Source organism: Prevotella sp. Sow4_E9_plate (genome assembly GCF_052116205.1).
Classification (GTDB): Bacteria; Bacteroidota; Bacteroidia; order Bacteroidales; family Bacteroidaceae; genus Prevotella.
In genome coordinates, this window is record NZ_JBQKLN010000006.1 from 23,961 (window position 1) to 43,491 (window position 19,531).

At 42.7% G+C, this 19,531-nt stretch carries 20 protein-coding genes; 9 read left to right on the plus strand and 11 right to left on the minus strand.

The genetic code is table 11. The annotated features are described in order from the left end of the window. Positions 1-48: 48 nt before the first annotated feature. The 8 genes from ACTQ53_RS03635 to ACTQ53_RS03670 all read right to left on the minus strand — a co-directional run bounded on the left by ACTQ53_RS03635 (position 49) and on the right by ACTQ53_RS03670 (position 8,829). On the minus strand, positions 49-792 hold the full coding sequence (locus ACTQ53_RS03635) for a DUF5045 domain-containing protein (RefSeq protein WP_441932060.1): 744 nt from the start codon (positions 790-792) through the stop codon (positions 49-51). Positions 793-795: 3 nt separating this feature from the next. After that, positions 796-1,629 carry a hypothetical protein gene (locus ACTQ53_RS03640; RefSeq protein ID WP_441932061.1) on the minus strand — a complete coding sequence of 278 codons (834 nt, stop codon included), beginning with the start codon at positions 1,627-1,629 and terminating at the stop codon, positions 796-798. Between the two features lie 11 nt (positions 1,630-1,640). Further along, positions 1,641-4,241: a hypothetical protein gene (locus ACTQ53_RS03645; protein WP_441932062.1), complete on the minus strand. Its 2,601-nt coding sequence runs from the start codon at positions 4,239-4,241 to the stop codon at positions 1,641-1,643. 82 nt (positions 4,242-4,323) lie between these two features. Beyond that, the gene (locus ACTQ53_RS03650) at positions 4,324-7,224 is read right to left on the minus strand and encodes a TraG/VirB4 family ATPase (RefSeq protein WP_441932063.1); all 2,901 of its coding nucleotides are present in this window, start codon (positions 7,222-7,224) and stop codon (positions 4,324-4,326) included. A gap of 31 nt (positions 7,225-7,255) precedes the next feature. Further along, entirely contained in the window at positions 7,256-7,555 is a 300-nt protein-coding gene (locus ACTQ53_RS03655; protein WP_287596232.1) for a DUF4133 domain-containing protein, read from the minus strand. Positions 7,556-7,564: 9 nt separating this feature from the next. Further along, positions 7,565-7,954: a DUF4134 domain-containing protein gene (locus ACTQ53_RS03660; protein WP_441932064.1), complete on the minus strand. Its 390-nt coding sequence runs from the start codon at positions 7,952-7,954 to the stop codon at positions 7,565-7,567. 44 nt (positions 7,955-7,998) lie between these two features. Next, entirely contained in the window at positions 7,999-8,352 is a 354-nt protein-coding gene (locus ACTQ53_RS03665) for a DUF4134 family protein (RefSeq protein WP_441932065.1), read from the minus strand. Between the two features lie 12 nt (positions 8,353-8,364). Beyond that, positions 8,365-8,829 carry a hypothetical protein gene (locus ACTQ53_RS03670; protein WP_441932066.1) on the minus strand — a complete coding sequence of 155 codons (465 nt, stop codon included), beginning with the start codon at positions 8,827-8,829 and terminating at the stop codon, positions 8,365-8,367. A 616-nt stretch (positions 8,830-9,445) separates the two neighbouring features. Between ACTQ53_RS03670 and ACTQ53_RS03675 the strand changes: the two genes are divergently transcribed. From ACTQ53_RS03675 to ACTQ53_RS03685, 3 genes are read left to right on the plus strand one after another with little or no spacing between them, the layout of a single operon-like run. Further along, complete coding sequence (locus ACTQ53_RS03675; protein ID WP_441932067.1) at positions 9,446-9,736, plus strand: sulfide:quinone reductase; 291 nt, start codon at positions 9,446-9,448, stop codon at positions 9,734-9,736. A 4-nt stretch (positions 9,737-9,740) separates the two neighbouring features. After that, positions 9,741-10,310, plus strand: a complete 570-nt coding sequence (locus ACTQ53_RS03680; protein ID WP_441932068.1) for a hypothetical protein — start codon at positions 9,741-9,743, stop codon at positions 10,308-10,310. A gap of 45 nt (positions 10,311-10,355) precedes the next feature. After that, positions 10,356-10,691, plus strand: coding sequence for a hypothetical protein (locus ACTQ53_RS03685; RefSeq protein WP_264949525.1), 336 nt, complete (start codon positions 10,356-10,358; stop codon positions 10,689-10,691). Positions 10,692-10,866: 175 nt separating this feature from the next. Here the strand turns inward: ACTQ53_RS03685 and ACTQ53_RS03690 are convergent, their stop codons facing one another. Next, positions 10,867-12,042 (minus strand): hypothetical protein, encoded by a 1,176-nt coding sequence (locus ACTQ53_RS03690; RefSeq protein WP_441932069.1) that lies wholly within the window; start codon positions 12,040-12,042, stop codon positions 10,867-10,869. 415 nt (positions 12,043-12,457) lie between these two features. On the opposite strand from ACTQ53_RS03690, the gene amrB reads away from it, so the two are divergent. From amrB to ACTQ53_RS03710, 4 genes are all read left to right on the plus strand, one after another. Next, positions 12,458-13,897, plus strand: a complete 1,440-nt coding sequence (gene amrB / locus ACTQ53_RS03695) for an AmmeMemoRadiSam system protein B (RefSeq protein ID WP_441932070.1) — start codon at positions 12,458-12,460, stop codon at positions 13,895-13,897. Positions 13,898-13,941: 44 nt separating this feature from the next. Next, positions 13,942-14,826 (plus strand): AmmeMemoRadiSam system radical SAM enzyme, encoded by an 885-nt coding sequence (amrS, locus tag ACTQ53_RS03700; protein ID WP_441932071.1) that lies wholly within the window; start codon positions 13,942-13,944, stop codon positions 14,824-14,826. A gap of 20 nt (positions 14,827-14,846) precedes the next feature. After that, positions 14,847-15,554 (plus strand): SDR family NAD(P)-dependent oxidoreductase, encoded by a 708-nt coding sequence (locus ACTQ53_RS03705; protein WP_441932072.1) that lies wholly within the window; start codon positions 14,847-14,849, stop codon positions 15,552-15,554. Positions 15,555-15,735: 181 nt separating this feature from the next. Next, complete coding sequence (locus ACTQ53_RS03710) at positions 15,736-16,035, plus strand: DUF1828 domain-containing protein (protein WP_441932073.1); 300 nt, start codon at positions 15,736-15,738, stop codon at positions 16,033-16,035. A gap of 280 nt (positions 16,036-16,315) precedes the next feature. Here ACTQ53_RS03710 and ACTQ53_RS03715 read toward each other — a convergent pair whose 3' ends face one another. Beyond that, positions 16,316-16,462, minus strand: a complete 147-nt coding sequence (locus ACTQ53_RS03715) for a hypothetical protein (RefSeq protein ID WP_441932074.1) — start codon at positions 16,460-16,462, stop codon at positions 16,316-16,318. A gap of 225 nt (positions 16,463-16,687) precedes the next feature. On the opposite strand from ACTQ53_RS03715, the gene ACTQ53_RS03720 reads away from it, so the two are divergent. After that, complete coding sequence (locus ACTQ53_RS03720) at positions 16,688-17,005, plus strand: helix-turn-helix domain-containing protein (RefSeq protein WP_441932075.1); 318 nt, start codon at positions 16,688-16,690, stop codon at positions 17,003-17,005. Beyond that, the gene (locus ACTQ53_RS03725; RefSeq protein ID WP_441932077.1) at positions 16,995-18,245 is read left to right on the plus strand and encodes a type II toxin-antitoxin system HipA family toxin; all 1,251 of its coding nucleotides are present in this window, start codon (positions 16,995-16,997) and stop codon (positions 18,243-18,245) included. Before ACTQ53_RS03720 ends, ACTQ53_RS03725 begins: the two co-directional genes overlap by 11 nt. A 93-nt stretch (positions 18,246-18,338) precedes the next feature. Here ACTQ53_RS03725 and ACTQ53_RS03730 read toward each other — a convergent pair whose 3' ends face one another. Further along, positions 18,339-19,526, minus strand: a complete 1,188-nt coding sequence (locus ACTQ53_RS03730; protein WP_441932078.1) for an iron-containing alcohol dehydrogenase — start codon at positions 19,524-19,526, stop codon at positions 18,339-18,341. Positions 19,527-19,531: the final 5 nt, after the last annotated feature.

Here is a 19,531-nt window from a genome sequence, read left to right on the forward strand (position 1 = left end):
TGTAAATGCCATTATATTTCTTTTTCTATTTTTTGTTTCTAGCTTTTATCAGGGTTTTGCACCAGAAAAGCCATCCACAGCCATAGCAGCCTGCCATCTTCTGTAGGCATCCGAGGCAATAACCGTGTTGGAAGTATTTCTTTCAACCCTGGTGTTATTTTCAGAGAATCTCTTTCCTTTTTTCAATGAGTTCCAATACAGGAGTTGTTTGACCAATGTCACATTTCTCTTCACGATGTCTTGATAGATAGCCAGATACTCTCTTTTCCTCATACCCAAATCCTGGTAGGATTCATGAGTGATCTTGATGGCTGTTTCAAAACAGTTGTAGATGTTGCGCCAATTCCGGTAATCTCTGGAACTTCCGCCACAGGAAACGATATGGTTGATGTTCTTATCGAAGAGCAGCATCTTGGAGTCCAGTTTCTTCTTCTCCAGAACCCACGACAAATCAGATGCAGAGGAACGGGAAACGATATTCAACGCCTCCACCTTGGCTCGTTCCACATAATCGGAATCCACCTTCTCTGCCTCATTGACTTCCTTGGACGTATTGGCCATGACATCCGTTCGATAGGCAAGCTTGTTTCTTAGATTGGCATCTCTCTGGTAATTCTTATGCAGTGAATTGTAATACCAGGCAGGAGAGAGGACACCAGCACCCGTTTCCATGGTGGTGAACTGGTTCATGATATCCCTTTCGTGGATATAAGTAACCTCCTGTGCCTGACCATACAGGCTCACCAAGCTCAGAAGCATGGACAAGAGACCTTTCAGATGATTTCGTTTCATACTTTATTCTATTAGTTGAACATGTTCATTTCTTCCTCCAATAAGGCTGCCACCTCCCAAGGGCTTATGGGTGAATGACTTTTTCGCCTGAAGATGGTTGAAGACCCGGTGACCGGATTTCAGCCATCTGGTATAGGAATCCCTTACGATTTCCTTGATGGTTCTAGCCATGAAGATTTCCTTTTTCCAATACCCAAGTCGGATGGTCATATAAGTGTGTATATCCAAATAGGCATGGTATATACTGCTATCGATGTGGTCCATGCTTTCATTGATGTGCTTTAGAATCATCATCAGATTGGCAGTGGTGCATTCCGTTGCTCCTGTTACGATGAGCGACAATTCTCCATAGGACTTATAGAGTTCACCCACCTCGTCTCTGATATCTTCCACCGCCCTGTTGGTGGTATTCAGAATCAAAGTATCCGATGACCACACTGCGCCATGGGAGAGGATCTTGTCATGATAGGTATCGATGAGTTTCCAATATCTGGTGATATTTCTCTTGATACTCGTATAGGTGTTGACACCATGGAAGGCTGTTGCCGTTCCCTGAAGCACCAAGTCCATGATATCGAAACAGCGCTTGTACTTGTCAAGCTGTTCTGCCACCTTGCGATGGTCAGTGATTTTCTTACTGCTTTGCTTATGATACTCATAAACACCCAGTTCTGCGATAGCTCTCACCTCCAGAAGGGTTCTCACCTTCTTATGGTTGGCAATCATGGCCTCCAGGGAAGCCGGATCATTCAGTGCCCGGATAGAGGAGGGTAGGATACATATCACCAAGAGTAAAATATACCTTTTGAAAAGGCATTCCATGAAGAATCTATTCATACACTACAATTTTATTGATCATTAGAACTGCCATTATCCTGCTGCTCTGTCTTATGGGCAAGAGAGGATTTTTTCATAGCCTCCAAGCCTGCACCTTCCCAACGTCTGAGGGCATATTCGGCAATACCGTTTCTGCCGCTTCTGCTGACCACGTCAAAGATCTGTCTTTTGAGAAAGTCCAAGATGCATTCCCTCTGTGTCATCACTTTTTCGATAAGAACCAGCTGGGCAAAGATCTTGGTCAGTTCCTGTTCTACATATCTTGCAACCTGTAGGCGGTCACCTGCAAGGAGAAGGTGGATACCGTCTTCATCATCATCCTCTTCTGTCGGATTGGAAGCATAATTGTATCTCACTGAGACAGCACAGTTTGGAAGGTCTTCCATCCATTGCTTAAGTCGCATGTTGACCTCCTCTGCCCTTAATTTCTCGCTCTGGTTCATATTGAGTTTCATGACTTCGATGACATTCTCAGAACTACTGCTGGAGGTAAGCTTGAAATCCACTGACAGAACTGCGCGGTGTATGCGTACACCAAGCACATAGGTAGGCTTGCGACTTAACTTCAAAGAAGCAGTATATGTGACATTGGTTTTGGCATCTGCACAATAGCCATGTCTTACAAAGACATAGGCGTCACTCCCTTGTACCCATTCTCCCTCATCCAGCCATTGGATTTGATACATGGAGGCCAGGCTGGCCATATTGTTGGGTATCCGATAGGGACCATCCAAATTGTCACTCATATCCTTGTAGTATTCATCCAGCGCACGAGTGGCTTGGGAGAGTTTCCCCTCAGCTTCTTTGAGTTGTTCCTTGAGAAGTGCCGTTTCATAGGACAGGGTATCATACTCGCCTTGAAGTTTTTTTGCAAGGGGCAAATTCCTGTTCATCTTGGCCTGATTGATTCTCTTGACCAGATTTCTCATCTTGGTATCATTGCCCTTGATTTCGGATTTCAGGGCATTGACCTCATCTGAGAATTCCTTTTGCTTTTGAAGCAATGCCTTGGATCCATCATCTGCCGTTGGAGAATTGGACATGGCAAAGTCCTTGGACTTCGGCCATTCCAGCTTATTTCCCTGGCTGCCATTTTCCTTCCAGTTGAACGAGCCTTCTCCAAGGGTGGCTCCATCCTCACATTGGGCGATAAAACTCACAGAATTACAGCCTTCCATTTTCTTCTCATCAGCCATGGTATAATATCTTGGATGATCACTACCCATCTCTATTGAAATGGTTGGATGCTCTTTCAAGAATTTCTCATTTTCATCAATCAAGCCATTGAGACGAGCCTTCATCTTTTGGATGAAAGTTTTTTTGTCCATTGTCTGAGAATCAAAGGTTTCCTCATAAATCTCCTCTCTGATGTCCCAAGTGTCTGTCACCTTTACCTTGTAGGAGTTAAAACAGAAGCGTTCGTCATAGGAATGTTTCAAAAGTCCGCCTCCATAATGGCGCTTTCTATCCTCATGCTTCCTAGTATAGAGTATCATACACTGGTGACCAGGATGCGCCTGGTTATATTCCTGACATTTATCTGCATTCCACCCTGTGATTTGGAAAAGCTTATCTTTCACTTCCTTGTCCTCATCCTGAGAAAGGGATTTATAACATGGAATCTTCTCATAGGCTTCACGTTTTTTACCACTGGTATGAATGTGCCATGCTTCTTTCCATCTGGCATCACCATATCCCTCATAGCTAGATGGACTATATTCACATTTAACTTCCGACCCGGAATCATGCTTGTAGATATACCATCTCTCAGTGTAATACTGTCCCTGTAGTTCCTTGATGTAGGAAGAGATATATCCCGTAAGGTTATAGCCACTTGTCTGAAAGAGTTTTTCCACTGCATCTTCATTGCCTTCTCCCACCACGGCAAACAACAATTCCTTGATGTTACCGGCATCCTTAAAGGATTTATAGTGGTTTTTGAAGGACTTATACAGCTTGGTAATCTCCTTGGGCTTAGCCTTGAATATAGCACCAATCTTGCTGGCACTTTCCAGGTTGCTGTCATAGGCGGCTTTTCCTGCCTGCGCAATGATACTTCCCAGATTTTTGTAATCCTCAGCGATTTCCTCTTGGGTGATGCCTGTTCCAAATTCCCCCAATTTTCCCAGAAGCGACTTCCAGTCCACTTCTCCGAGCTGCGTCAAATCGAATATTTTCTGGAGATCTTCATTGAGAACCAAGAACCTGATGTCCTTGAAGGAAAGCTTACCATGAGTAACCACCACCTCAAATTGCTTGCAAAGATTCTCCACATTCGTTGTGGTCTTTAATAGGTAAGGACCCCAATGGATGGCATTATCCGGCTGCTTTAGCATCTTTCCTGCCACAGTAATGAACTTCGGCATGATACCGTCCTTCACCAAACGGAAGATTCTTTGGTAATAATAATTCTCCTCTGAGGCAAAGAGTCCCGGGTTACGTCTAGCGTCCCTCAACTTCTTCATGCTCTGGAAGATACCGGCAGATGCCAAGCCTGCAGACTGATAATGATCAAAGATTTTATTGATGTTACTGGCCGTATTCCCTTCCACCAATGTTTCCGTTTCATAGGCAGCAGACATAGCCGCGGCCGTCACCTTGTCTATATTCACACTGCTCCAGCTCAGTGACCAAAGAGGAGAGCAAATAAGAAAGGATAAGATGATCGATGCTAAGATTCTTTGCATGGTTCTTTTATGATGACTGTTTATAATTGAATACTTTTCTTTCCTTGAGAACCTTCTGGGAGAATTCCAGGGATTTCTGGATACCACTCAAATGCCAATCGCTCACAAAGGTTTCGATGGCGGTTCTATAGTCGGAACCCAAGCGTCTCTTATAGAACTTCAGTGCTTCTTTCTCCTGCTTCTCCGTCGTGTAGGCCATATAGCACTCAGGAGGTTCCTCCACTCCAAAGACATCGCCCACCAGACCTCTCTTGATAAAGACCTCCTTGAACGGAGACCTGCCTTCCTTGTTGTCAAGGCCATTGATTGTGAAAATCTTCTGGCAGTCATTCTCTGTAAGAGCCAGGGTTGCCTTTATTTCCGAGAACTTATCCTTGAATTTGCTCTGGTCCAGCAACATGAACACATCTGAATTGTTGACAATGGCTTCCTTGACGATGGGAGAGGAGGTGATATCCTGGATTTCCTGGGTGACCACACCCACCATTGCCCAATGTTTGCGGGCCGTCTTATAGAGATACTTGATATAGTTGGCCATCACGGGTGTGGCGATAGCTTTCCATGCCTCTTCTATGACCAGGCATTTTCTGCCTTTCTTGATTCTCATTTTCTGAGTGAAGACATCCATGATAATGAGAACGATAAGAGGAAAAAGGATAGGATCATCCTTCACCTTGTCGATCTCAAAGACAATGAATTTCTCGTCAAACAGGGATGCATCCAAGTCATTGTTAAGGATGTGTTCCTGCTCACCACCGCGATAGAAAGGCTTCAGAATGGCCGCAAAGTCATGGATTGCGAACTCAATGTTCTGCTGGACAATCAACTGCGGAATTCTTTCAAGGGCAAACTCATAATAGGAATTGAACGAAAGTTCCTGCACTCTGAGATTCTTTCTCTGTCTCTCCATCTTATCAATCTTACGCTCAATGCGAAGGAGATAATTTTTCTCTATCAACTCTGGAGTAAGGCGCTGAAGCTGATGAAGGGCAGCTTTCTTCTCTCCTTCAGTGGCAGCAGTATCGTCCAAAACAGCCTGGAGCTTATCAATGAGTCGTGCATTTCTGGAAGAAGTCTCCTTTTCCTCCATGACACGATCATAGCGTTCCTCCATTTCCTGCTCATACTGGTCATACTTACCATTCTTCTTATCCTCAAGTAGCAGCATCTCTTTCAGCTGGCTTCTTTCCTTGGTACTGAACTTTTCAAAGGGATGAAAATAGGCCTCATAATATTCCGTAATGGTTTGATTGATAATGGTATCTTCAATCTTTGTGGGATAATCTGTTCCCTTGAAAAGCTGAAAGACAAGACTTTTCAGAAAGTTCTTCTTCTCGCCAAAATTCTCCTCATACTCCAGCTCTGTTATCTTGAAGGGATTCATTGAGATGGGCTTTTCCTTGCTGTAGGAAATGTAGGTTCCCTCAAAATAGTTGCAGATTCCCTCATAGCTGTCGCCCGTATCCACGATGACCACATCTGTATCCTGCTCATAATACTGTCGCATCACGGAATTCATGAAAAAGCTCTTGCCGCTTCCACTTGGTCCCAGTACAAAGAAATTGGAGTTATTGGTATATTTCACCTTACCTTCCTTTCCAGTAATGTCAATGGGAAGAGGCAGTCCCTGTCGGTCAGTATAGTAACACTTCAGAGGCGAATTATCACCCTGCTGCTGATGCTCCTTATACATCAGGCAAAGAGCCGGCTCCGAAAGCGTGAGGAATCTGTCATAGTCCTCATTGAGTTTGAAACAGTTGCCAGGGAAACTGGCTACAAAGAGTTCCAACTGGTTATAGGCTCTCTTCGATATATGGATACTGTGCCTAGAGAACATATTCTCCAGGGAATTTGTAATCTTCTGGAAGTCTTTATCACCAGCTATCTTGATCACCATATTATAATGAGCATAAACAAGCATCTTGCCGTTTCGGGCGATTTCAGACTGAACCTTTTCTATGTCCTCAACGGCAATCTGGTTGTTGGGATTGGGAATGGAAGCATGACGGTTCTTTTTCTTGTCAAGCTTCATGACTTCCTTCTTTTGATTTGGCAAAAAGATAACCTGATTATAAACCAAGGTATCTACATCCGGGAGAGAATCCAAAGCTGAGAGCAAATCCTCTGAAAGGATGCTGTTACCCACCTGATTCTCGGAATAGGGACGAATCATGCCAGGCAGGCCTACCTGATCCACATCCAGGAGACTGTAAACCTTAAGATGGTTGTTTCCCATGCCAATCTCCTCAGCGGTAACCCTGAAGTTACTCATGGATACACGAGAATGATTGAAATCCATGGCAAAGAAACGGTCTGCAATGATTCTGCAATCCTCAGCTCCAAGGAATGAGCTTTCCACGTCACAGCCATTCAAACGGTCATGAACCTTTTGGAGCTTCACTAGAAAATCCTTCCACTTGGCAGTGTCATAACTATGTATTGTTCCACTTTTACCCTTCTGTGTAATAATCAGATAGGTTTCATGTGCCACATATGTGCGGCCATTGAAAAAACGGAAGTAGGAATCGGACAGAAAACGTTTGGCTGCAGTTTTATCCTCATGAGCTGCAATCTTGTTCATGTCAAACTGCTTGCGTACGAAAACATCCTGTTTATGCAAGGCATATCCTTCACCCAACAATTGCAGTAGAGAAGTGAAGAGATCCGTGAATTCATAATAGCTGGCCTTTGAAGCAGAATACTTTCTGATAGGGTTCTTGATTTTGAGGACAGCAGAATAATCACCACTTTTTGTATAAACTATTCCCATACCATTTACATCTTCCACACTGAAATAAATGTCTTCGAAGACCTTAGGTCTCTTTCCTCCAGTGCCAAAGGCACAAACGGATATGCCCATGCCTGCCAGTATGGCGACAAAAAGCGTTACCACTGCGATTGCTACCATGTTATTGAATCAATTTATTTTGTTATTATACCTAATAGCTTTTAGAACGGGCATAAATAAAGATGCCCTTGGGAGACTTCTTACTATGCAGGCCCTTATGCTGCTTGATGAAAATCATCCCTCCACCCACACACAAGAAAGTGGTAAGCAGGATGAGTCCAACAATGAATCCGAATATGATATAGCCAATGAGAAAGCCCAGAAGGCCCCCTCCTACAGCACCTGCGGCCCAATAGATGTATCTTCCCTTCAAACCCATGAATTCAAGGGGCTTTTGAAGCCCCTTGAAAACTGGATAATCCTGGAATCTTTCCTGGTCTATGTTACTCATATCCAAGGATTAGAGACCAAAGAACAAAGGCAGACACTGAGCTGCTGCGATGAGGAAGATACAAGCACCTACAATCATCATGATGCTCTTCTTGACATCCTGCTCCTCGTTGTTCATCTTCACATACACACTGATGGCACCAATCATGGCCACGATACCGGCAATGGCGTAGCACAAGTTGGTCACAACAGGTACATATCGTTTCAAGCTCTCAGTGGAGGTTTCGATAGCAGCGAGACCTGCATCCACATCCTGAGCAAAAGTTGACACGCTCACAAAAAGGAGCATCATTGAAAGCATACCCATACGAGGGTTCACTACGAAAGCCTTGGCTTTCTTAACTGTGGCTGCGGCACCATTTCTTGCGCCACTAACCAAATTACTGATTACTTTGTTCATTGTTTGTCTTAGAATAATTAAATGAATATATGTTATATTTTTTTCTACCATAAATGGTCTGTTACTCCATATCGGAAACCGAAAAACGCAGGGAATACAAATGTTGCCGAAGCCAGGAATATCAGGCTTCCGATGAGTATCAGAACACTCTTGGCAAATCCATCCTCACCTGTCTGCAGCTTGATGTAGATGTTGATAGCGCAGTAGAAGCTCAAAAGAGTGGCTATGACATACGTAAGCTGTGCCACGTAGGAACACATGGTGAGTACATAAGTCACCATATCGTAAAGCCTGCCGGTGCTTCCGCTATAATCGGTTGTTCCACAATTGGCCATCCCCAGTTGGGAAATGGACAGCAACAGGAGAAACATGGCTAGAATCTTGACTTTATCCTTCATACGAAATGATATTTATAAAGACATGTTGGCAAGACTCTCTGACATTTGATCCAACAGCATTTCACCCTCTATCATGTGTTGACGGAAATCCTCGGATGCCAATTCATGCTCGGCATCGGCACGATAGGTGATCATCTCATTCTTGGCATTGCGAATTCTCTCATACACCTCACTCGTCTTCATGTTCTTGATATCTTCAACAGTCATATAGGTGCCTTCATTATGAGGTTGGCCAGATGCCGGTTGAGAGTCACCAACTTCATGTGATAAAGGATGAAGGATATTGTCCTCGTCCACATCCACAGGTTGTTCCTCTTCTTCATGCTGAGTTTCTTGCTCCTCAGCAGTTTTGATAAACTCTACATCATCCTTCCTGATCCCTGGATTGATTTTCCTCAGATCCATGAAAATGACCACGGCATAATAAAACACCAGAATGAAGGTCAATACTAAAGCAAATATGCTAAATGTTCCCATTTTTATTTTATTGTTAAATTCCTGAATCGGCTGCAAAGGAACAGAGTTTTTTTGAGATAGAGGGGATAAAAAAAATTAAACTTATTTTTTAACTAAAATATGGGCATTTATGTAAAAAAACGGGCTATGAAGTGTTAAAATTAAGGTGTTTATTTAGCAGCTATTTTGGCATAAGGATGGAATTTTCGATAACCGGATTGGTTGATTTGAGATTTTTCTATTTAACTACTTCGTTTTTGTCATGCGGGAAAACCTCAATTTTTCAATACCATCTCCAGGCTGTCCTTCACCGCAGGCTTTTTTCTTTGCAAAGGTATGGTTGTCCTGGCAGACTCCAAGCACCACCTAAAGGATTAGAAGCATAAAACTTGTTTCGGCAGCCTTCCGCAATCAGAGATTGGGTATTCCGAAAAAGTTTGATGTTTCTTGCTTGGCTTTCTGCCTTTGGTGGACAAGCCATCTTTTATGCACGAAAAAAGGCATAGTGGTAAAGGTTACGCTGGAATGTAATTTTTAAAAAAATCTCGGATTTTCCCAAAACAAAAGTCCTAAAAAGGCTGGGTTTCAGGAAATCTAGAATATATTTTTAATGTTGAACTTTTAAATAGTAGAAATCATGGGAAAAGTAATTTCACCAAATGACAAGGAGTTTGCAGACGTGTTCTCACGTTTCGTTAATGGCAAGATGGGTAGTGCTCAGCTCACCGGAGAAGAGTTGGCTAATGACCATCGTTACTTAGTGAATGAGAAATTCAAGGTGGCAATGGCATTCATTGACAAGCTCGCACAATGCCACGAGCACGGATGGTATGACCCACGTGATGAGTGGGCATGTACATTGGCGGCATCCATCATGGAGGATTTGAAGGAGAAGCAGCTTTATTATTCACAAATAGAAAATCAGTAGGACTATGGCGAATTGGGCACAGGTCGGATACCGAATTGAAGGTAAGCAAAAGGACCTCCAGGAGATTTATGAGCTTTTCGGAGAGTTTGACAAGGGTGAAAGAAAGCCATTTGATGAGCTTTCTGCCAAGAATTGGGAAGGTAACATCGCATGGGCTTTGGGAGAAGACATCAAGGATTACTATCTCAGAGGTTTCATCCAAAGTTGTGAAATAGAGAAGGGGTTACTCACCATCGAGGCAGAGGAGGCATGGGGAACTTCGGATTTCCGTCATATTCTTGAAAAGCACTATGAGGACATGAAGGTTTATTTCATGGTGGAAGAGGAAGGAAACGAAGTTTATGCCACGAATGACTCCGAAGGCAAGTATTTCAGTTGCCGTTTCGTGGTGAACTCATGTCTCGATGGTTCATATGAGTGGGAGTATTTCAATACGGAACAGGAAGCACTCCAGTACATCGCAGAACGCTTGGAACTTGATTCCATCACCACCGAGCAGCTGGCAACATGGCAGGAATGCCACGTGAATGGGGATGATTACATGAATTTCAATCAATACAAAATTGTAGCATAAAAAAGGTAACGGAGAGGTTAACCACCTCTCCACATATAATAAGGTATGGAATACATCGATTTTACGAAAAAGAAGATTGAACTTCACAAAGAAATTGAAAATGCCATCAAGAACATGATGGCGGAAAAGGGTGTAACGGAAATTGACCTCACACAGGATGAGGAGCACTATGATGCGGGATGGGTGATTAGAAGAGTTGAAAACGCCAGTGAACTTGAAGAAGTACAGGTGGCATACATCAAGCTCTATGGCAATAGCCTTTTCTACAAAGGCGAGAGTGCTTGGGAGATAGATGAAGAATGGATACCATTCGATGTCACGGACAATATATTAGCTGGTTGCATTGACTCGGTTTATGATGCTATCTATCAGAGAATCTGATATTCAGATATAGGGGCAGGGTGAGAAGCGCCTGCCCCTTTTTATGGGCGGTGCTGCCTATATACTTTCAAGTGGTATATAGGCAGCACGTTTTTTGTATCTACGACGAATAGAAAAGACATGGTAGCTTAGGTGAACCTTATGCGAGTCTTTTCTATTTTAAATATGCCCTTTCCTATTTATTAAAATATTTGATTCCGCCTTGCTGAATCACCAAGCCTTTGGCATTCTTACTAACCTGCATTCCCAATGAATTAAACAACTTACGAGCCTTCACAGGAGTGGTGCGGGCCAATTCGGTAATGCTTGTATTTACATTATCTACACTATAAATAATAGTCTGTTCCTGACCGTCTTTAGCAGTATTCACTGTCATATAGAGTTTTCCGTCCAACTTGATGAAATGGAGGTCATAACTGCCATCTGGCAGGTTGACAATTTCTTCGCCATCCTCTCCTATAACTGAGATATAGCTTTCGTAGGCCTTGTTTTCTCTACTGATAGAAATGGCTACAGGAGTGTTTCCTGACAGGCCATTAATTTGGTAAGGAGATTCAGAATTCTGTACTCCACTGTTGCCATCGGATGCAACTTCTCTGTAAGATTGGGTAACAAACTCAAACTTTTCATCCTGGTTAAAGAGGTTTTGAGTAACATAGCTATCAAAACTCTCAGCACAGTTTGCGTCATAATCCTTCAGGGAGATTTTCTTCAGTATAGGAGTGAACACCTCACCTTGAGCACTGCCTTCATTCCATTCAATATTGGAATCATCTACCTCAAAATCTACTCTAGCTACAAAGTGCATATACACCTGATTGGACTTTTTGTCATAATATCCAAAATATTTGAAAACTTTGGACAAACCATCAAATTCATTGCTATGATAATCATAATCGTCCACAAAATACCAAATTCCCTGAGCATCTGCAAACGGAACAAATTCAGGACCATAGCCATAGTGGGATACTTTTTCCTTTATAAATGTGGCGAAATCATCAAAGGTTTCTAAAGGCTTGTCAGGTGTAAACGAGTCTCCATTATCTAATGATTCCTTCATTGTTAACTTATTGACTGGGAGAGATGCGGTATATGTCTTAGTTGGATAATACTTTACCTCCTTAAGAGGAACCTGAATGGTTCTCTCTTTGTTGAAAACAGTGTTGTAGAAGGTAATTTCATACTTACCATTCTGTTCATCTTTTACCAAGGAATACGGAATTGTCTTCTGACCTACTGTAAAATTCTTGGTGATGAAATCAAATTCACCGACAGCACTTGCCACTTCTGTTTGTGCTCCTGCAACCATGGCAATGGCTGAGAATGCTGATACTAGTAGAGTTTTCTTCATGACTCTTCATTTTTTTGATATGAGATGCCCCTCTCATACCGGTTATTTTGATGTTTAATCTGCACTGCATTGCAAGTCGTAGGGGGCAAACGAATCTTATGATGAAGACAGAGATGACAACGCCTCACAAAGACACTGCAAAAATACATATTTTTGTCCTAACAGCCAAATATTTCTCATCGTTTTACATACTTCCGTATCAAATAACCTTTAAGTTATACTTGACTTGGATGATTTAGGGAAGCACTGACTGTGGGGGTAAGTCAAATACCATCTAATGAGAGCATCATGGTTCAGATGATATGGAGGAAATTAAATTTAATATAAATCTTATCCTATTTTACTCTTTTCTACCTGATATTTTGTATCTTTGCAAACAGGTGGCATCTTGCCATCTGAATCATCATCTTGAGTTATGAGAAAAATCATATTCATCGTATTAATAACAGTAAGTATTATGATGGAAGCTAAGATTCGCAAACCTGCTGTAGCAGGAAGTTTTTATGCTGGCGATGCCAAAGAACTCCGCCAGGATGTTCAGAATTGTTTCTCTAGGTGCAAGAACCCTTTAATGGAGAATGTACAGGCAGTAATCGTACCTCATGCCGGCTACGTGTTCTCTGGGGTGACTGCAGCATCGGCATTTGCTGCCATCAATCCGGATGCTGAATATGAGCACATCTTTCTCCTGGGACCTAGCCATCATGTGTATTTGGGGAAGGCATCAGTAAATATAGGTGCTTCTGCCTATGCCACTCCTCTGGGAAATATTCCTGTAGATACCGCTCTCTGTAAAGACCTTATGAAAAAGAGTGATGCTATTACTTATGCTCAAGAAGCACATGAGAGCGAACATTGCCTGGAGGTGGAACTGCCATTTCTGCAATATCACATGAAAAAGATACCATCCATTGTTCCTATCATCATTGCCACGCAGGAATTGACGACCTTGAAGAAGATTGCTGATACCCTGAAGCCCTACCTGAATGAGAAGAATCTTTTCGTTATCAGCAGCGACTTCTCGCACTATCCTGCATACAAGGATGCTGAGATTGTAGATGGACTTACAAAAGATAGCATCATGACAGGAAAGGTAGCAGCATTTGTGAACGCCACCCTTCACAACCAGGAGCTTGGCATTGACCATCTGGCAACGAGTGCATGTGGCATGGCTCCTATTGCCACATTGTTGATGATGACAGAAAATGATGCAAAGATCAAGCCACATCATGTTATGTACTGCAACTCCGGTGATTCCCCATATGGAGGAAAAGACAAGGTTGTAGGGTATCATTCTTTTGTTTTTACTGCCGAAACCTGTGGTTTTGATTTAACTTCTAAAGACCGAAAGATGCTCAAGTCTATCGCTTATCATACCATCAAGGCTACTCTTGAAGGTAAGAAGTATGAGCCAGGCAAGTTATCTGATGTTCTTCTTACAAAGTGTGGAGCCTTCGTCTCTCTGCACAAAAAGGGAAGACTCAGAGGTTGCATCGGCCATTTTGGCGAAGACATGCCACTATATCAGGTAGTTGAGCACATGGCAAAGGCGGCAGCCTTTGAGGATCCACGCTTTTATGGGGTGACCATGGAGGAACTGGATGATATTGATATCGAAATCTCAGTACTCACACCGATGAAACGCATCCAAAGTATAGATGAGTTTGAACTGGGCAAGCAGGGTATTTTCATACGCAAGGGCTATCATACGGGTACTTTCCTTCCACAGGTGGCTGATGAAGTATCATGGACCAAGGAAGAATTCCTGGGGCATTGCTCTCAGGATAAGGCTGGAATAGGTTGGGATGGCTGGAAGACAGCTGAGCTTTATACTTATGAGGCTATTGTATTCTAGTAGCCGATATTCAGATGATTGTGTAATCATGAAATGGTTTGGGTATGAAAGAATGTTGTTTTTATCAGAAAGTTGATGGGGGAGGTGAGTATACTTCTGATACAGTAAGGTGCGAATTATGTCCCCACTGTTGTGTTATCTTGGAAGGCAAGCATGGAAAATGTGGCAGCAGATGGAATTTTAACGGAAAGCTTTACTCTGTTGTTTACGGTAAACCGTGTGCTTTGGCAGATGATCCTGTAGAGAAGAAACCGCTGAATGAATTCCATCCCGGAACCCGATGTCTGTCTCTGTCCTGTACAGGTTGCAACTTCCGTTGTCTCAACTGTCAAAACCATGATATCTCGCAGGTACTTCCGTCTGCTGTAGATTTCTACGAGTTGTCTCCATCTGATATTGTAGATATTGCAGTCAAGCATCATTTGCCGGGCATTGCCTATACCTACACGGAGCCGCTTACCTATTATGAGTACATCTATGACATCGCCAAGGAAGCTCATTCCAGGGGGCTTTGGAATATCCTGGTATCTGCAGGTTATATCAACCCGGAGCCTCTTAGGGAGATAGTTTCACTCATTGATGCTGCCAATATCGACCTCAAGGCATTCTCTGAAGATGTGTATCAGAAGCAATGTGGCGGTCATTTACAGCCTGTTCTGGATACGCTTCTCACAATGAAGGAAACTGGTGTGCATCTGGAGATAACAAACCTGCTGATTCCTGGGGTTAACGACGGCGAGGGCATGATAAGAGATATGTGCAGTTGGCTCAGAGACAATGGTTTGGCCGATTGTCCTCTTCATTTTAGCAGGTTTTTCCCACAGTACAAGATGCAGGATTCTATACCTACACCTACTGAAACTCTGTTTACTGCCCGAAGGATTGCACAAGAAGAAGGGATTAGAAAAATATATTTAGGAAATATTTAACACAAAAAATATAGATTGAAATGAACAAAACAGCATTAATTACAGGAGCCAATAAAGGTATTGGCTTGGGAATCAGTAAGTATCTCGGGCTAAGTGGCTGGGATATCATTATCGGTGCGCGCAATGAAGCAAGAGCCTTGGAGGCTATGAACAAGTTGAAAGATGCAGGATGTACAGTGCTTGGTTGGGTGAAAATTGAACTCTGTGATCTCGACGGCATCAGTTTGGCGGCAAAGGAGATCAATGATAACTATCCTTCGCTCAATCTTCTTGTGAACAATGCCGGTATTCCTGGTGATATGTCGAAGACCAGCTGGGAGACAGACATGAAGGATATCAAGGAGACTGCTGACGTAAACTACTTTGGCACCTTGGCCGTGACTCAGGCCCTTCTTCCGCTCATCAAAGCCAACAAGGGTAGAATCGTCAACATCACAGTTCCTAGTGAAATCAGTCCGTATTGGCATCCTCTGGCTTACGTGGCAAGCAAGGCTGCCCAGAATGCCATGATGGGTGTGATGGCAATGGAGTTTGAGCAGAACAACATACCTGTTGAGATTTTCAGCGTACACCCTGGTCCAACTACCACTGATCTGAATGGCAACATGGCTTTGCCTGGTTTCCATACAATTGATACAGTAGGCGAAAAGTTTGCAAAGCTCATCAATGATGGACAGTCCCATAATGGCGAATTCATAGAATTGTATCCTATCGTGAAGGAAGATTAACGAAGGATTATCATTTCCATAAGAACTAATAGTGATGTGATAAATTTACAGACAAAGCTAACATTTGAAAGTGAATTAATGTATAGATAATAGAATAGCAGAATACTACCAATGGCTGAAAGATAACACAGCTATTAGAGAGGATAAAGGTACAGGATGGTTTTCTGTATCTACACCTTTTGTGGGGTTATTTAATGACAATATAGAAATTTTTGTCAAGAAAGAATCCGAGACCAAAATTTTACTTTCGGATGATGGTGAAACCATTGAAAATTTATTTCTTTCGGGAGTAGATGTTTTACGTTCTCAAAAGCGTAAAGATTACATACAAAAGGTTGCCAATAACTTTGGCATAAAGATAACATCAGAAGAAGAAATTGTCACAGAATCCAATGGCGCTGATTTTGCAAGAAAAATGAACAATTTTATGTCTGCTATATCGTCAATATCGGATATGTCAAGGCTTACAAATGATAAATAATAGAGGAGCGGTGCATAGCATTGCTCCTTTCTTTGTCTCTGAGGTATGTGCTCATATTGCTTTTTAATCCATTGAACTTAGTTATGAAGAGATTCTTTTGGCTTCTCTGGAAAGGCAGTAGGCGGTATTGAGTTCCTTCGACCTATCTACTGAGGAAATGACGGATGCCTTGCCTTTGCTTTACCAGAGTGGTTACCTGACCATCAAGAAATATGAACCGATGTTTCAATAATATACGACGGGCATTCCAAATAAGGAGGTATGCGATGGACTGCTCAATTCATTTGAGTAACATCGGCAGAGCTGATGCCGTGATGCACATGCTCTGCAAAGCCTTCATGATGACTTCTGTCTCTTTCTTGCGGTCGCAGAAGTATTCTGCTCCCTTATATCCGTAGATAACAAATGGGTTATTCAGCTGTTCCATAATGATTTATATCTATTACATGTTTTATGTTACATGTTTTGTGAAATGAAAACATACTACTTTTTTATGTAACTATTGCCACTTCTTTTCCTAATAATTTTTAAAACTTGCATTTTGCCTGTTTTACTCCTTTGTTTCTATCATATTTTCCTTTAAATAACTAAAGATATTTAAATATTTAGCCTGAAATTTGGCGATAAATAAAGAAATAACTATATTTGCATCATGATTACGGAATATGGTATAGAGGCAAAGTCTAATTCTGAGATTATATCAGAATTGGGAGGGCGATTCAAGCAATATCGTCTGTTCAGCAATCTCACTCAGAAAGAGGTGGCTGTAAAGGCTGGTGTGAGCATTTTCACCATTAGCCAGTTTGAAAAAGGCGAAGCTAAGAACATAGGCTTTGGCACTATTCTTTCTCTGTTGAGGAGTATCGGATTCCTGGAGGAAGCAGAGAAACTCTTGCCGCCACTGCCAATGCTGCCTAGCCAAGTGAAGAAAATGAAGGAAAAGAAGGAAAGGGTAAGACATGAAAGATAATGTTGTGCTGGTAAATTTGTGGGATAAGAATGTGGGCTTGTTGTCTTGGGATGACAAGCGCAGCTGCTCTGTCTTCCAATTCGACCAGGATTTTATTCAATATGGTTGGAATATTGCTCCATTGGTAGCACCGTTGGATTCTGTTTATGTCCAAAGAACTTTCCCTATGTCTGGAAACAGAGAAAAACTTTATGCAGGTTTGCCTGAGTTCATAGCAGATTCTCTGCCTGACAATTGGGGAAATGTGGTTTTCCAGAAATGGATGGAAGCCAATCATTTGCAATCCAAAATGGTAAATGCAGTGGATAGACTGTCTTTCATCGGTAAGAGAGCAATGGGTGCCTTGGAATTTCAGCCTGCTCATATCCAGGAGGATGCATCTGTAAATATAGAATTGGCTTCGCTTTATGAACTTGCCAATAAGATATTTCTGGACAGGCAGGATGTAAGCATTGATATGAGCAACAGCCTTATCATGGAAGATCTGTACAAGGTGGGAACTTCCGCTGGTGGTCAGCGTCCTAAGGCGATTATTGGCATGGATGAAACTACGGGTATTATTCGTTCTGGTCAAGCCGATTTGCCAGCCAACTTTAAACATTATATATTGAAGTTTGATACAAGCAGGAAGAATGAACTTCCTTTTACCAGGGTAGAAATGGCTTATTATCTAATGGCCAAGGATGCCGGTATTAACATGATGCCTTCACGTTTGATAGAGATTGAAGGAACCCAGAATTTCCTGACCCAACGCTTTGATAGAGTGGAGGGCAGAAAAATATATACCCAGACTTTAGCTGCCATGAGTTCCTTGGCTGATGCTTACGAAGATTTGTTTGTTGTGGGTAGAAAACTGAATTTGTCGGCAGAAGAGCAGAGTCAGCAATATAGGAGAATGGTGTTTAATGTTCTTGCAGAGAATGTTGATGACCATACCAAGAACTTCTCATTTGTGATGTATCCCAACGGAGAATGGCATATATCACCAGCTTACGACATCGTGTTTTCTGCTGATCCAGATTCACATTTCTATCGTTACCATGAACTTACGGTTCTTGGCAAGCGAAAGAATATAACGAAGCAGGATTTGATGCTTTTTGCACAAAGACAGGATATCAGAAATGCTTCTAGTATCATAGAAGAAGTGGAAGACGTGGTGATGAACTTCAAGTCTTATGCCGAGAAAGTGGAAATCGATGAGCGTTGGATACGCAAGATAGAACGGATTTTGAACGAATAAGAAGATAGAGGAGAATTAAAAAAGATAATCAGAAACAGAAGCTTAGGATGCAATCTGTTTCTGATTATCTTTTGTTTTGAGTCTTTGAGGTTATTATCTGGCCATTTGGTATATCTTTACGATATCAGCTGCATGGAGCACCTTCAAGGCACCGATAGTGATGGTGTCATTATTGGTGCATTTTTGTGCCATTTCTTCTATCTGGGTGTCTGTTACATCCTTGCCGATAAGGGTATGGATATCAGTTGGCATACCGATGGAAGCGAAAAAACGCTCCATTGCCTTGATGCCGGTTTCTGCAGCTTCTAGGGTTGTCATGCCTTCAGTGTCAACGCCCATGACGTTCTTGGCGAAACGTGCAAAGCGTGGCAGATTCTCATGACAGGTATATCTTGCCCAGCTAGCCCACATGGCTGCAAGTCCTGCACCATGGCTTACGTCAAACAGGCCAGAAAGCTCGTGCTCGATGGCATGGGTAGCCCAATCGCTTGAGGTTCCACAGCCAGTCAGGTCATTATGAGCAAGAGTTCCAGCCCACATGACGTTAGCTCGGCTGACATAATCTGTTGGATTAGCCAGAGCCTTAGGTCCTTCCAGCATACAGGTGCGCAAAATTGCCTCGGCTATGGCATCTGTCGTTTCCATATCGTCATCCTTACTGAAATAACGCTCCATGGTGTGCATCATCATATCCGTGATACCGCAGGCAGTTTGCCAGGCAGGAAGAGTGAAGGTCAACTCCGGGTTCATGATGGCAAACTTGCATCTGAATTCATCCGTACAATAGTCCTTCTTGAGCCAGCTTTCCACCTCATCATTGGTAATCACAGAGCCATCACTCATCTCGCTACCGGCTGCAGGGATGGTGAGAATACAGCCGATAGGCAGATATTTGGTTGCATGGTCCTTATGCTCATAGAGGGTCCACACGTCTCCTTCATAGAAGCGGCCCGAAGAGATGGCCTTACTGGAATCGATGACAGAACCGCCACCCACAGCCAGAATGAAGTCAACGTTTTCGTCCTTACAGAGTTGGATACCCTTTCTAACCAGGGACAAACGTGGGTTAGGCTTCACGCCACCCAGCTTGACATAGGATATCCCGGCTTCCTGAAGTGTTTGCTCTACCTTTGCCAGAAGACCAGAACGGATGGCACTCTGACCTCCATAGTGGAGCAGGATTTTTGAGCCTCCGTACTTTTTGACGAGTTCTGCTACCTGTGTTTCGGTGTTACGACCGAACACCACCTGAGTGGGTGCATAAAAATTGAAATTCTTCATATATC